Below are 14,414 nucleotides of genomic sequence, written 5' to 3' on the forward strand. Positions count from 1 at the left end.
TGCTCCATCAGACTTTCGTCCATTGTGGAAGATTCCCTACTGCTGCCTCCCGTAGGAGTCTGGGCCGTGTCTCAGTCCCAGTGTGGCCGATCACCCTCTCAGGTCGGCTACGCATCGTTGCCTTGGTGAGCCGTTACCTCACCAACTAGCTAATGCGCCGCGGGTCCATCTTATAGTGACAGCCGAAACCGTCTTTCAACTTCAAAACATGTGTTAAAAAGTATTATTCGGTATTAGCCCCGGTTTCCCGGAGTTATCCCAATCTATAAGGTAGGTTACCCACGTGTTACTCACCCGTCCGCCGCTAAAATTTTAAAGGTGCAAGCACCAATAAAATTTCCGCTCGACTTGCATGTATTAGGCACGCCGCCAGCGTTCGTCCTGAGCCAGGATCAAACTCTCCATAAAAGTAGTTTGAAAGCTCATTTGCTTTGCTAGCGATCCAACTTCGTTAGAAGTTGAAATCTATTGTTTGCTTCATTTAAGAAGCTTGTTTCATTAACGTTGCTTGTTCAGTTTTCAAGGTTCATTGTGCTCCCAAAAGGAACTTCTCAATGTTATCATTTTATAACTATTATGTCAATAACATTTCCTAATATTCTTTCGCTTCAATAGCGACTTACATTAGTATATTACAATGTTTTATTGAAGTCAATAATTATTGTAAAATATTTTCGAAGTAACCATCCTCTTAAGGACAAGTAATAATATACCTCAAAAGGATAGTTAAAATCAAGCTTTTTTTCTAAAAAACTTTTTAAAGTCTACTACAAACAACATAATCCCCAAAATAACGACTAATCCGCCTACTATTTGGGAAACAGTCAAATATTCATTGAAGATCAAAATCGCAAGTAACGCTGCACCAACCGGTTCGAATAAAATCGCAATCGAGATTACATTCGTACTTGTCCATTTCAATGCCCAGTTGAAAAGATTATGCCCTAATAAGTTTGGAATAATCGCCAATAAAATAAACCACATCCAATCAATCGCCGGATATGGACCGAATGATTCCCCTTTTATAATAATATAAAAGAATAAAGTAATTGTACTTACGGAATACACGACCATCGTATAAGTAACAAGTGATAATCTTTTCCGTACATCCTGCCCGAACAATAAATAACCTGTTATTAAGGCACATGCAATTAATGCTAATATATCCCCGTAAAGTGCCGTACCGCTAATTTGGAAATCTCCCCAGCTAATAAGGACGCTGCCTAAAATCGCAATGCCCCCTGCAATAAATGTCTGCAGCGTTATTTTTTCTTTGAAAAATAAATACGTCCCGATAAATGCAAAAAGCGGCTGCATTGTTACCAGTACAGTAGAACTGGCTACAGAAGTGTAATTTAATGATTCAAACCATAATATAAAATGAAATGATAAAAATACCCCTGCGATTGATGAAAATATCCAATCACGTTTTGACAGCACTTTTATTTCATTGCTATATTTCATTAAAAACCACGGCAGCATTATCAATATCGAAAACAGCATACGATAAAATGCAATAACTCCAGCATCTGCACTTGCAAGTTTTACAAAAATTGCAGAAAGGGAAACAGAGATTACGCCAATAATAATAGGAATATACGGGTGGATTGGTGGTTTATCCACTATAACCCCTTCTTTCTATATATATATCATCTAATACGAAATATTTTGCGATACCTCATATTCACATTATCAAACTATACCTTATTAAAGATTTTTTTTCGAGAGGATTTGAATTCCATTTTAAATGAAGGAGATGTTTGGATATGGAATGGTTAGCGAATGATAAATTTACCGTAGAAATTTTATTAAAATTACTAATTGCGGCTACACTAAGTTTAATTATTGGTATCGAAAGGGAATTGAAAAAGAAGCCAGTCGGTTTAAAGACAAGTTTAGTAATCGCGACATTCAGTTGTTTACTTACAATCATCTCAATTGAGACTGCCTATTCAACACCTGCACGGGACGATATCAACATTACGATGGATCCATTGCGTTTAGCCGCGCAAATTGTAAGCGGTATTGGCTTTTTAGGTGCCGGTGTTATTTTGCGTAAAGGGAATGATAGTATTACCGGACTGACAACAGCCGCCATGATTTGGGGAGCCGCCGCCATCGGAATTGCTGTAGGCGCTGGTTTTTATATTGAAGCATTTATTACGGTCCTGATTGTCGTATTGGGTATTGAACTTCTTGCTCCCTTCCTATTGAAGTTCGGTCCAAAACGTCTAAGAATGCGCGAAGTTTCTTTAATTATCAATACCGACCAAGCGGACAATATAAAAAATGTCGTGGATTATTTGAGGGAGCATGATATGTATATCGATAATATTTCAATCCGAGATGTACCATTTTCCGAAAAACTATTACATGAAATCGATATACGATTATCTACCGTCGAAACGAACCATACTATCGAACTTTATAACCGGCTTCGGAAATTGGATTATGTAGTAAATATTAAAATCGAATATTTAGATTAACGGAGGAAAACGCAATGGGAGAATTTTTCAAATTACTAAAGGATGGTAATAAACCGTCCTTACTCGCAGCATTCGTCAATACATTTTTAGGAACGATTAAAGGAGTTGCGTTCTTCTTTACAGGAAATGTTGCGATGTTTGCCGAAATGATGCACTCTTTCGGGGATGCCGCAAACCAATTTTTCGTATTCATAGGGTCTGCCTTAGCAAAAAAGGCGCCTACTCCAAAATTCCCGAATGGATACGGACGTATTGTTAACTTAGTCTGTTTGGGCGCCGTTTTAATTGTAGCAATCCTTTCATATGAAACAATTAAAGAAGGATGGCATCATTTTATCCATCCTGCATCTGAATCTTCAGGAATTTGGATCGCTCTTAGCGTATTGGCAATTGGTATTATTCTAGAAGGTTTTGTTTTAAATAAAGCTGCAAAAGAAGTGCTTCATGAAGTTAGCGTAGAACCTAAGGGGATAATAATTCTCCAGTCTGCAAAATATTTAAAGCGTGCAAAACCGGCGACAAAGCTTGTATGGATGGAAGACTTAGTGGCGACTTCGGGTAATGTCCTGGCGTTTTTAGCAATTGTTATTGCATATTTCACCGAATTTTACCGATTAGAAGGATTTATTTCAATGGTAATCGGTTTAATGATGTTTTACGTAGTTGGCCGTGTCTTTTTAGATAATGCACGTGGTGCAATCGGTGAAACGGATGAGGAAATGCTTGTGCATATCGGAAATCTTGTGATGGAAGATCCGCATGTAACAGATATCGCACGACTTGAAGTAATCAAAGAAGGCGAATTTTTACATGTGGAACTTATTGCGGAAACAGATCCAAGTTTGTCTCTCGCTTATTTAGATGATGTACGCGATCATTTAACAACACTGCTGTTAAACCAAAAAGGTGTGACAAAAGTTACGTTGGCGTTCGATGAGGATAATGGAGAACGCAGCTGGAAACATATCGCTACAAAACCTGAATCAGAAAAAGGCATGATTTAATTGATTCCAATAAAAAGGAAGCTGGTCCCACTATCCGACCGCTTCCTTTTTTCACGTTCTTATAAAGACATTTCTAAAATTTTGCGTACATCGTCTGCTTCAAGTTTATTGAAGTTGCCGAACGGACCATATACTAGGCAATGCTCAACCATTTCTTCGAAGTGTGTAGCATCAATATCATAGTCAGCTAAGCGATTTGGGGCACCAAGAGATGTCCAAAAAGCAGATAATGCTTCAATACCTTCCAATCCAACTTGTTCCTCTGATTTGTTTGTCGGATCAATATTGAACACATTTACAGCTAATTTTGCAAAACGCGAAGGATTCACATGTAAATTATGCTTCATCCAGTTCGGGAATAAAATAGCTAAGCCGCTTGCATGTGCAATATCGTAATATGCTGAAACCGCATGCTCAATGTTATGTGTTGCCCAGTCACCGCGTGAGCCTAATGCAAGGAATCCATTTAAACCGATAGTTCCCGCAAGCATTAATGTTTCACGATGCTCGTAGTTAGAAGGATCTTTCAATGCTTTTGGCGCAACTTCAATCAGCGTGCGTAAAATCCCTTCGCTCATTTCATCTGTAATCGGCGTGTTTGTCGCATTGTTGAAATACTGTTCAAAAATATGCGACATTGTATCAACAACACCATTTACCGTTTGATTTGCCGGCACCGAATAAGTATAAGATGGGTCTAAAATCGAGAATTTCGGGAAAGTTGCGGGACTGCCCCAACCATACTTCTCTTTTGTTTCTAAGTTTGTAATAACCGAACCTGAGTTCATTTCAGATGCTGTCGCAGCTAATGTTAAAACAGTCGCCAATGGTAATGCTTCAGTTGCCATTACTTTTCTAGTTACGATATCCCAAGCATCCGCTTCCACCTTTGCACCTGCAACGATTAATTTAGAGCAGTCAATTACTGAACCGCCCCCTACTGCTAATACGATATCAACCTGATTTTCTTTACAAATTTCAATACCTTTACGCGCTGTTTCTACACGAGGGTTTGGCTCGACACCAGATAATTCGAATACGTTCATATTCAAGTCATTTAAAATGGTCATAATATCATCGTATACACCATTCGATTTAATACTTCCTCCACCATATACAATTAATATATTCTGGCCGTATTGCGGAAGTTCTTTTCGTAAATGTTCGATACTCCCTTTACCAAAATGAATCTTTACTGGATTATAAAATGAAAATTCGTTCATCAATGGTTCCCCCTATTTTTCAAAAAAGTCCCACTCCAATAATAGGAGTGAGACTTAATAATATAATGATTATACCCATCCACGGAAGCGAGAGGCCTCGGCAGTACGGCGTACACCTACCATATAAGCAGCTAAACGCATATTAATATTGCGGTTTTGTGCTGTTGTGTAGACATTTTCAAACGCAGTAGTCATTTTAGAATATAATTTTTCACGTACTTCTTCTTCCGTCCAATAATAACCCATATTGTTTTGAACCCATTCAAAGTAAGACACCGTTACACCACCAGCAGATGCTAAAACGTCTGGTACAAGAAGAATACCGCGCTCTGTTAAAATCTTTGTCGCTTCAGCTGTTGTTGGACCGTTTGCTGCTTCTACAACAATGTTTGCCTTAATTTGATGTGCGTTGTCTGCTGTAATTTGATTTTCAATGGCAGCAGGCACTAAAATATCGCAATCCAGTTCTAGAAGCTCTTTGTTTGAAATTGTATTTTCAAACAATGTCGTAACCGTACCAAACGAATCACGGCGATCTAATAAGTAATCAATATCCAAACCGTTCGGATCATGCAACGCACCGTGTGCATCTGAAATACCAATGACTTTTGCACCTAAATCGCTCATAAACTTCGCTAAGAAACTACCTGCGTTACCGAAGCCCTGAATAACCACTCGTGCACCTTTAATATCGATATTGCGCTTTTTTGCAGCTTCTTCGATGACAATTGTAACTCCTTCCGCAGTTGCACGGTCGCGACCTTGTGAACCGCCAAGAACGATTGGTTTACCTGTTATGAATCCTGGCGAATTAAATTCATCCATACGGCTGTACTCATCCATCATCCAAGCCATAATTTGAGCATTTGTAAATACGTCCGGTGCCGGAATGTCTTTCGTTGGACCAACTACTTGACTAATCGCACGAACATAACCGCGACTTAATCGTTCAATTTCGCCCATTGACATTTCTCGTGGGTCACAAATAACGCCACCTTTACCTCCACCATACGGAAGATCAACAATGCCACATTTTAACGTCATCCACATCGAAAGCGCTTTCACTTCTTCTTCCGATACCATCGGGTGGAATCGTACGCCACCTTTTGTTGGACCAACTGCATCATTATGCTGTGCACGGTAACCAGTAAATACTTTTGTCGCACCGTCATCCATTTTTACAGGAATACGCACAGTCAACATACGAATCGGTTCTTTCAGTAATTCATACATTGCTTCATCATAGCCTAGTTTATTTAATGCCTCATGAATTACTTCTTGAGTTGATGTAAATAAGTTCAAATTTTCAGCCATTTTATTATTCGCCTCTTTAAATTTTGATTTATTTGGGTCTTTCCGCCAACATTGTAACATACTTTATTCAGAGTTTGTTAAATATTTAGCCACATTTTATACACTTTTAATATTTCCGTTGATAATTAATGAAGAAAGCGCTTTTTTCACGAAATTTGCTCAAAACTGACCAATTTCCTCCATATAAAAAACATGTCCAACTTATTTAAAAATAAATTGAACATGTCCTTCTTAGTGTCCAGATTGTTCGATCCAATCTTTCAATTTTTCCTTTAAAATTTGAAAGCCATCCGCATCCACTTCATCAACCCGATCTTGCAAAGTACGTCGAGGCGGCATATCCCTTTTCCGGTGAAACGGTACTTCCTGCAATTCGCGTATCGATAAGCTTATTTTTTTTTGATCTGTATCCACATCCAGAACTTTAACTTGTATTTCATCCCCGACGGATAAAAAATCACTTACATCCTTCACAAAACCGTATGTGATTTCAGAAATATGCACAAGTCCCTGCGTAAATTCATCTAAAGCAACAAAAGCTCCGTATGGTTGAATTCCTGTCACTTTACCCGTTAGCACGTCACCCACTTCAATTTTTTTTGCCATACTTTGTTCCTACCTTCTTTTCGTATATACGTAAATGTCATGTTAAATTATAACATATGAGACGGACTGTAACAAAGAATCGCTTTAATCTAGCGTTTTTAAGTCATTAAATAAGAGTCTTACTAAAAAAATATGAATTTTTTTCTCTTTCTATAATTACATTCAATAAATTCACAAAACTTTTTGCTAAATACGTGAATCGTACTGTAAAATGAGTAATTGCATATATATGAGGAGGTTTTGTTTTGTCATCTAGAGATCAATTTACATCTAAGATAGGATTCATACTTGCAGCAGCAGGAAGCGCAATCGGTCTTGGCGCGATTTGGAAGTTCCCCTATATGGCGGGGACCAATGGCGGTAGTGTATTTATTATTTTGTTTGTTATATGTACAGTTTTAATTGGCTTGCCGATATTAATTGCGGAATTTATGATTGGACGACGCGGTCAAAAAGATCCGATTACATCTTTTAAAGAGCAGGCTCCAAATAAACCATGGTTTATGATCGGTTGGATCGGTCTTGTTGCGTGCGGGTTAATATTATCCTTCTATAGTGTTGTAGGTGGTTGGATATTGAGCTATATAGTTCGGGCCGTTAGTTTTTCACTTACAGGACAAGGGGCTGATTTCAGCACTTTGTTTTCAGATATCATTTCCAATCCATGGGAAGTGTTAATCGCACAAGCTGCTTTCATGCTTCTAACATTATTCATTGTCCAAGCAGGGATAAAAAACGGGATTGAAACAGCGAGTAAATGGATGATGCCGATTTTATTCTTATTTTTCATTTTGCTGTTTATCCGTTCCATTACATTGGACGGTGCGATGGAAGGCGTTAAGTTCATGTTCATTCCGGACTGGTCTTACTTGAACGGCGATACGTTAATGTTAGCGTTAGGACAAGCATTCTTCTCTCTTAGTATTGGAGTTGCGGCAATGATAACATACGCATCTTATTTATCTAAGAAAGAAAAAATTGTAACTTCAGCAGTCAATGTAGCAAGTATGAATATCGCGATTTCTTTATTGGCGGGTCTTGTAATATTCCCTGCCGTATTCGCATTAGGGTTCTCTCCTACAGAAGGACCGGGCTTAGTATTTATTATGATTCCAGCTGTTTTTGAGCAATTGCCATTTGGCGGGTTTTTATTGCTCGTATTTTTCATCTTACTTCTGTTTGCAACAGTTACTTCAGCGATTGCATTGCTGGAAGTGGTCGTTTCCATTGGTATTCGGGAAAAAACTGCCCAGCGCAAAAAAGCATCTTGGTTATTAGCATCAATTATTTTTGTCATCGGTATTCCTAGTGCTTTATCATTCGGAATTTTATCGGATATCACCATTTTTGAACGTTCCATTTTTGACTTTGTCGATTATGTAACGAGCGCGATTTTAATGCCGATCGGTGCCTTTTTAACATCTATTTTTGCCGGATATTATTATTCAAAGAAAATTTCTCGTGAAGAAATGATGACATCACCAGTTGTTTATAATTGCTGGCTGTTCATTGTACGCTATGTAGCGCCACTTTCAATTGCAGCTATCTTTATTAATAAAGTTTTCTTTAGTTAAGCTAGAAAAACTTGTTCGATATGAATTCGGACAAGTTTTTTTATTTTCACAACTAAGAGGACTTTATAAGTTGTTGTTCATATGATAGTAAACATATACGGGGAGGAGATGGGAAATGAAATTGCAGTTTCAGGAACAGTTGAAAACTTTACGTTCGGAAAAGAAGTTATCAATTGAAGAGCTTTCATTACGAACACAAGTAAGTATTGAAAAACTGACAGCCTATGAAAACGGTGAGCAAATTCCTTCAACCCAAAACATTTTAATTTTATCGACTGTTTTAGAAGTACCGGTTTCTAACTTAATTGACGGATTACATTAAAATGCGGGCGACCTCAACTTACAGGTCGCCTGCATTTTTATATAATACACTTCGCTTCAAATTTTACGGCAATTAATTTATATGCGATTGCAACACATTGCTCAAAAGGAATCCATTGTTCAAAAGAGTATTCATAAACTCTTTGAATGACTTTCGCCAATGTTGTTGGATCGTCAATATTTTGAAGTGCAGCAACTACATCTGCCGTTTCAGTTGCATAACTTTCGGAACCGTAGCTAAAAGGATCCCACTGTTCCAATAAATGTACACACTTTTGATTCATTTCAATATTATCCATTTGATTCACCTTACTACCTCTTATAATAGTTAGTATGATACCATAATCTGAAAGAAAGCATAAGAAAAGAGGGTTCAAATGTCTATTTTTAATAAAGTTCATGAGCGTCGCAGTTCCGCATCTGTAAAATGGGATATGATGAATGTCGTCTACAATTTGAAAGATACAACAGAATTACTTCCGATGTGGGTAGCAGATATGGACTTCCCTCCGCCTGCAGCTTTAACAGAAGCGTTAAAAACTCGATTAGAGCATCCTATCTTCGGCTACACTTTTGCCGACAATGATGTAAAAAATGCGATTGTTCACTGGTATAGTACCCGCCATCAGTGGACGATTGATCCGAACACGATTATTTTCCAGCCTGGTGTTGTGCCGGCAATCGCGACCGTTATCGAAACCTTTACAGAACCTGGCGATAAAATCGGTATGTCTACACCAGCGTATCCGCCATTCACAAATGTACCGACTGCTCAGAAACGCGAAGTCGTGACATGTGAATTAACCGAACAAGACGGTCATTATATGATGAATTTTGAGGAGCTTGAAGAAATATTCCGCTCTGGTATTAAACTGTTTGTTTTATGTAATCCGCATAATCCTATCGGTATTGTATGGAGTCCAGAAGAGCTGGAACAGTTAGTTGCGCTCTGTATTCAATATGATGTGTATCTATTATCCGATGAAATTCATGCCGATATTTCAATTCAAAAATCGTATACGCCTGTATTAACATTAGCGAAAGTAAACGAGGCAAAAATCATCACATGTATTGCACCAACGAAAACATTTAATATTGCAGGAATTCATGCCGCAATGATTGTCGCACCAGACAAAAAACTATTTACGGCAATCGAGAAAAATACACAGGCACACGGGAATTTAGGTTTAAATACATTTGCTTCGACTGCCGTAAAGGCTGTCTATACAGAAGGAGCTGCCTGGTTGGATGATCTTCTTATTTATTTAAAAAACAATATGGAATATGTTGTGAAAGAATTGAACGCTATTGAAGGTCTTGAAGTGGAAATTCCTGATGCGACATATTTAATGTGGATTGACTACCGTAAAACAGGTATTGAAGAAAAGAAATTAATGACACGCCTTCTATCGGTAGGACAAGTTGCATTAGATCCAGGGACAAAATATGGGGAATCAGGAAGAGGCTTCTTACGTATTAATGTTGCTTGTCCATTTGAACTGCTGCAGGACGGTGTTGAACGCATTAAACGAACAATGGCTACATTCGAATAAAGAATCAAAAGGGGCAGCCCGGAATTATTAATTTCCGGACTGCCCCTTTTTCTATTCCATCATTTGATTATTGTTTTTATTATTCTTCCTTAGCGTTTTCTTTAGCGATACGCGCATCACGTTCTTTTAATGCGCGTTCTTCTAAAATTTTAGCCTGTGCAGCTTGGCGAGCAGCGATGCGGCGGACGAACCGGAATGTAACCAAAACAATAATCAGTAAAATGGCGAATTCAATTGCAGCGGGAAGATACAATGACTTGTCTTCCGGGAAATATAAAAAGCCACCAGAGAAATTCATTAAAAAATGGTTCACGTGCCCACACGTCCTTTAAAAGTTAGTCAATTACTGTGATTGACTCAATCTTAACATCTTCTTTAGGCTTATCGTGCATATTTCGGTCAACTTTAACAATATTGTCAACAACATCCATACCTTCAACAACTTGGCCAAATACTGTATGTTTGCCGTCTAACCATGGTGTACCGCCGTTTTGTTTGTAAAACTCAACTTCTTCTTTTGACCAGCCACGCACTTCCATTTGTTTTAACATAGATACTTCAACTTGAGGTGCTTGAACGATGAAGAATTGAGATCCGTTCGTACCAGGACCTGCATTGGCCATTGATAATGCGCCACGGATGTTCATTAGTTCAGGAACACACTCATCTTCGAATGTACCGCCCCAAATTGACTCGCCCCCCATACCAGTACCAGTTGGATCTCCACCTTGTACCATGAAGTTCGGAATTACACGGTGGAAAATAATACCGTTATAGTAACCTGATTTTGCATGACCTAAAAAGTTTTCAACTGTTTTTGGTGCGTGCTCCGGGAATAATTTAATTTTGATTGAACCCATAGTTGTGTTCATTTCTACCATTACTTCACCTGGATTTAGTTCTTTCGATAATTGTGGAAACATTTTTGTCTCTCCTTTAAATAAAATGTGGAATGGATGGGTATAGGTATAGAAACCAAACTTCCCCTTTAATACCAAGTCCAAGTTTACCATAACTCTAATATTTTAAGCCACTAACTTGCGAGGGACTTCCTTCGTATTCCGAAATAAGTTATACTAAATATTAATTTAAAAGGAAGAAAGTGATAATTTGAAGCAAAATATGAGACATAATTTCATCATCATTTTAATAGCAAACTTTATTGTTGCGGCTTCTGTTACGATGATTATGCCGTTTTTGTCTTTATATATTGATACACTCGGCGACTTTACAGATAGCTATGTACAAACATGGGCAGGAATAATCTTTGCTGCAACATTTGTTACGGCATTTTTAATGTCTCCGATTTGGGGGCGGATTGCTGACAAATACGGGTACAAGCCGATCATGATTATCAACTGCTTCGGCGTTGGGTTAAGTATCTTTTTAATGGGTTATGTTCAAAATGTCGAGCAGTTCTTTTTACTGAGGCTAGCGATGGGTGTTGTGACAGGCTTTATCCCTACTTCTATTGCATTCATTAGTAAGCATACTCCGAAAGAAGTGGCCGGGAAAACGCTCGGGACATTGCAGATGGGCAGTGTCGGCGGAACATTATTCGGTCCTGTATTAGGAGGCTTGATGGCAGATACTTTCGGGTTTAAGTACACTTTTATCATTACAGCAGTCACAATTACAATTGCTGCGATAATTATTATTTTCGGTATTCATGAACCGACCATTATCCGTAAAGTTAAAAATGCCATTTATTCAAGGAAAAATGTAATCTGGGCTATTTTCCATCATCGCCTTATTTTAAATGTAATGTTCGTAACTTCACTCATTCAGATCGGGAACTTTAGCATTCAGCCATTGCTGTCTCTTTACGTATCTGAACTTACCCCTTCTCAAGAAGTAGCCATGCTCGCCGGCGTTACCTTTAGTGCCGCTGGGCTTGGTAATATATGTTTCGCGAGATTTTGGGGGAAATTGGCCGACCATTATGGATATGAAAGAATTTTATCGTACTTGTTAATCCTTGCCGTCATTTTTATCATTCCACAGGCATTCGTTACAGAGTTATGGCAGCTTATTATACTACGATTCTTATTTGGTATTATATCCGGCGGTCTCATTCCGATTACGTCCGCGCTCATTCGCCGTGAAGCACCAATTGAAGTGCAAGGCGAAATTATGGGCTACAACCAGAGTTTCCGTTTCCTTGGCAATATTATCGGACCGGTATTAGGCGGGGTTGTAGCAAGCTTTGGCGGGATTCATTCCGTATTTTATACGACCGGCCTATTATTTTTAATCGGCTTTGTCATTATGTCCTTTTTGAAAAAGCTTCCGACGCAGTACATGGACGAGATGTTGAAAAAACATGCTTAAATGTTCAATGTATATATGGTATCTTTAAAAAACAACAGATGATTACGCTTAGTACGTTTTCGTTTTGTTGTTTTTTGTTTGGACAATTATAATGAATATCCTATTTGGGGGCCAATTATCCATGAAACAACTTTTCGGCTACATTGTCATTTTATGTAGCATTCCTTTACTTCTTCTGATTGGGAATGAGGCTTGGAAAGAACTAGTGAAAGCGGAGCAGTATGAACAGTTAATCAAGAAATCGATTAAGCTCCCTGAAGTAACTTCCACATCGCCCATTACCTTATATGATGCAAACAACAAAATTTTCAGTGAAGAATATACTGAATGGTCACAGCCACTTTCGCTTGATGAGGTCCCTGAAATTGCAAAACAGCTATTTATATACAGTGAAGATGAAAGTTTTTATGAACATATCGGTTTTGATGTGAGTGCAATTACCCGCGCGCTCATCGCAAATAAATCGGAGCAGTCTATCCAGCAGGGCGGTTCCACCATTACACAACAGCTTGTCCGCATGCGTTATTTAACTACGGACAAAACATATGAGCGGAAACTGATGGAGCTTTTTTATGCCTACGAAATTGAGAAATCTTTTTCAAAAGACGAAATTTTTGAGATGTATTTAAATGAAATGTATTTCAGCAATCAAGTATACGGAATCGGAGCTGCGGCAACTTATTATTTCAATCGGCCGTTATCAAAACTTTCCATTCCCGAAATCGCTTTTATCTCGGCTATTCCGAACAGCCCCTCATTATATGATCCGGTCGTGCACTTCAAAAATACAAAAAGCAGGCAGGAACGGTTAATCGATAAACTGACAGAGCATAGGGTTATTACAGCTGAAGAAGCAAAGATGTATAAAAAAGAACCGATTCAATTAAATATTAAACAAAAAGCACAGCAGTATCCAAGCTACAGTACATTCGTTTTACAGGAGCTGAAATGGCTAATTGCCGAACAAACGGGTTACCGTGAAAAGATTGATAATACACCTGATAAAATGGAAAAGGAATTTCTACAGTTAGAGCTGAAGAAAAAAACGGACGCAATTCTACGTCAAGGTGTTCATGTATATACTGCGCTGCAACCTGAGAAACAGCGACAGGATGAAGCGGCCATTAACCGCATTTTACCGAAGACCGATTTACAGGCAAGTGCAACGATTATTGATAATGAAACACGAGAAGTGATCAGTATTTTTGGCGGGAAGAATTATAGAAAGCATGATTTGCACCGTGCATTCCAATCACCTAGACAGCCGGGTTCTGCATTTAAGCCCATCAGTGTGTTTGCCCCTTACTTTGAAGAAACCTCCGCAACACAATATTCGATCGTAAATGGCGGTCCGTACTGTGTCGGGAATTTCTGTCCGGAAAACTATGGACGCATTTGGTACAACAATATAACCGTGGAAACAGCATTTAAAAACAGTATTAATACAAGTGCATTACGATTGTTTAATGCCATAGGGGTCGATACAGCATTTCGTTATATTAACCGGTTCAATTTTGAATCGATTATAGAAAAAGACCGCACATTTGCCGCAGCATTGGGCGGGTTAACATACGGTGTGACTTCACTGGAAATGGCCGATGCATACTCCAGCTTTATCGACGGCTATTATGTACCTGTTCATAGCATTCGTAAAGTAACGGATTTAACAGGAGAAACGATTTTTAGCTGGCCGCACAAACGTGAGGAAATATGGTCTGCCTCGACAACGAAAACGATGCGAAGCCTTTTGAATGAAACGGTAGCTACAGGAACAGGAAGAGGTCTTTATAGCTCATCCGGCTTTATCGGTGCCAAAACCGGAACGACGAACGAATTTAAAGATTATTGGGTTGCCGGATTGACGGATGACTTTACGGCAGCCGTCTGGATAGGCTATGATCAGCCCCTTTCAATGGAAGCAATCGAACGCGCAAAAATTCATTTTTCTATATTCAATGCAATAACAGAATAAAAAAAGCTTGTTAGTTTTAAATAGCGCACC

At 38.6% G+C, this 14,414-nt stretch carries 14 protein-coding genes and 1 rRNA gene; 7 read left to right on the forward strand and 8 right to left on the reverse strand.

Annotated elements, in window-relative coordinates; all coding sequences use genetic code 11:
- Together M3166_RS11795 and M3166_RS11800 are read right to left on the reverse strand one after the other, a co-directional pair.
- A 16S ribosomal RNA gene (locus M3166_RS11795) occupies positions 1-408 on the reverse strand; the annotation flags it as partial.
- 324 nt (positions 409-732) lie between these two features.
- The gene (locus tag M3166_RS11800; RefSeq protein WP_251690055.1) at positions 733-1,623 is read right to left on the reverse strand and encodes a DMT family transporter; all 891 of its coding nucleotides are present in this window, start codon (positions 1,621-1,623) and stop codon (positions 733-735) included.
- 143 nt (positions 1,624-1,766) lie between these two features.
- Here M3166_RS11800 and M3166_RS11805 point away from each other — a divergent pair, with 143 nt between their 5' ends.
- Together M3166_RS11805 and M3166_RS11810 are read left to right on the forward strand one after the other, a co-directional pair.
- Entirely contained in the window at positions 1,767-2,486 is a 720-nt protein-coding gene (locus tag M3166_RS11805) for an MgtC/SapB family protein (RefSeq protein WP_251690056.1), read from the forward strand.
- A 14-nt stretch (positions 2,487-2,500) separates the two neighbouring features.
- Positions 2,501-3,490, forward strand: a complete 990-nt coding sequence (locus M3166_RS11810; RefSeq protein ID WP_251690057.1) for a cation diffusion facilitator family transporter — start codon at positions 2,501-2,503, stop codon at positions 3,488-3,490.
- Positions 3,491-3,549: 59 nt separating this feature from the next.
- On the opposite strand, the gene M3166_RS11815 is transcribed toward M3166_RS11810, so the two are convergent.
- The 3 genes from M3166_RS11815 to yugI all read right to left on the reverse strand — a co-directional run bounded on the left by M3166_RS11815 (position 3,550) and on the right by yugI (position 6,633).
- Positions 3,550-4,713 carry an iron-containing alcohol dehydrogenase gene (locus tag M3166_RS11815; protein ID WP_251690058.1) on the reverse strand — a complete coding sequence of 388 codons (1,164 nt, stop codon included), beginning with the start codon at positions 4,711-4,713 and terminating at the stop codon, positions 3,550-3,552.
- Positions 4,714-4,782: 69 nt separating this feature from the next.
- On the reverse strand, positions 4,783-6,027 hold the full coding sequence (locus M3166_RS11820) for a Glu/Leu/Phe/Val family dehydrogenase (RefSeq protein WP_251690059.1): 1,245 nt from the start codon (positions 6,025-6,027) through the stop codon (positions 4,783-4,785).
- 231 nt (positions 6,028-6,258) lie between these two features.
- Complete coding sequence (gene yugI, locus M3166_RS11825; protein WP_251690060.1) at positions 6,259-6,633, reverse strand: S1 domain-containing post-transcriptional regulator GSP13; 375 nt, start codon at positions 6,631-6,633, stop codon at positions 6,259-6,261.
- A 245-nt stretch (positions 6,634-6,878) separates the two neighbouring features.
- Here yugI and M3166_RS11830 point away from each other — a divergent pair, with 245 nt between their 5' ends.
- Both M3166_RS11830 and M3166_RS11835 read left to right on the forward strand, forming a co-directional pair.
- Positions 6,879-8,207, forward strand: coding sequence for a sodium-dependent transporter (locus tag M3166_RS11830; RefSeq protein WP_251690061.1), 1,329 nt, complete (start codon positions 6,879-6,881; stop codon positions 8,205-8,207).
- A gap of 115 nt (positions 8,208-8,322) precedes the next feature.
- The gene (locus tag M3166_RS11835) at positions 8,323-8,529 is read left to right on the forward strand and encodes a helix-turn-helix domain-containing protein (RefSeq protein WP_251690062.1); all 207 of its coding nucleotides are present in this window, start codon (positions 8,323-8,325) and stop codon (positions 8,527-8,529) included.
- 37 nt (positions 8,530-8,566) lie between these two features.
- On the opposite strand, the gene M3166_RS11840 is transcribed toward M3166_RS11835, so the two are convergent.
- Positions 8,567-8,827: a DUF1871 family protein gene (locus tag M3166_RS11840; RefSeq protein ID WP_251690447.1), complete on the reverse strand. Its 261-nt coding sequence runs from the start codon at positions 8,825-8,827 to the stop codon at positions 8,567-8,569.
- A 78-nt stretch (positions 8,828-8,905) separates the two neighbouring features.
- Between M3166_RS11840 and M3166_RS11845 the strand changes: the two genes are divergently transcribed.
- Positions 8,906-10,081 (forward strand): MalY/PatB family protein, encoded by a 1,176-nt coding sequence (locus M3166_RS11845; protein ID WP_251690063.1) that lies wholly within the window; start codon positions 8,906-8,908, stop codon positions 10,079-10,081.
- A gap of 79 nt (positions 10,082-10,160) precedes the next feature.
- On the opposite strand, the gene M3166_RS11850 is transcribed toward M3166_RS11845, so the two are convergent.
- Both M3166_RS11850 and M3166_RS11855 read right to left on the reverse strand, forming a co-directional pair.
- Positions 10,161-10,394 (reverse strand): hypothetical protein, encoded by a 234-nt coding sequence (locus M3166_RS11850; RefSeq protein ID WP_251690064.1) that lies wholly within the window; start codon positions 10,392-10,394, stop codon positions 10,161-10,163.
- Positions 10,395-10,416: 22 nt separating this feature from the next.
- Positions 10,417-11,004, reverse strand: coding sequence for a peptidylprolyl isomerase (locus M3166_RS11855; RefSeq protein WP_079524164.1), 588 nt, complete (start codon positions 11,002-11,004; stop codon positions 10,417-10,419).
- A gap of 199 nt (positions 11,005-11,203) precedes the next feature.
- Between M3166_RS11855 and M3166_RS11860 the strand changes: the two genes are divergently transcribed.
- Both M3166_RS11860 and M3166_RS11865 read left to right on the forward strand, forming a co-directional pair.
- Positions 11,204-12,412: an MFS transporter gene (locus tag M3166_RS11860; RefSeq protein WP_251690448.1), complete on the forward strand. Its 1,209-nt coding sequence runs from the start codon at positions 11,204-11,206 to the stop codon at positions 12,410-12,412.
- A gap of 121 nt (positions 12,413-12,533) precedes the next feature.
- Positions 12,534-14,384: a transglycosylase domain-containing protein gene (locus M3166_RS11865; RefSeq protein WP_251690065.1), complete on the forward strand. Its 1,851-nt coding sequence runs from the start codon at positions 12,534-12,536 to the stop codon at positions 14,382-14,384.
- Positions 14,385-14,414 lie beyond the last annotated feature (30 nt).

It is taken from the genome of Solibacillus isronensis, from assembly GCF_023715405.1.
GTDB classification, from domain to species: Bacteria; Bacillota; Bacilli; order Bacillales_A; family Planococcaceae; genus Solibacillus; species Solibacillus isronensis_B.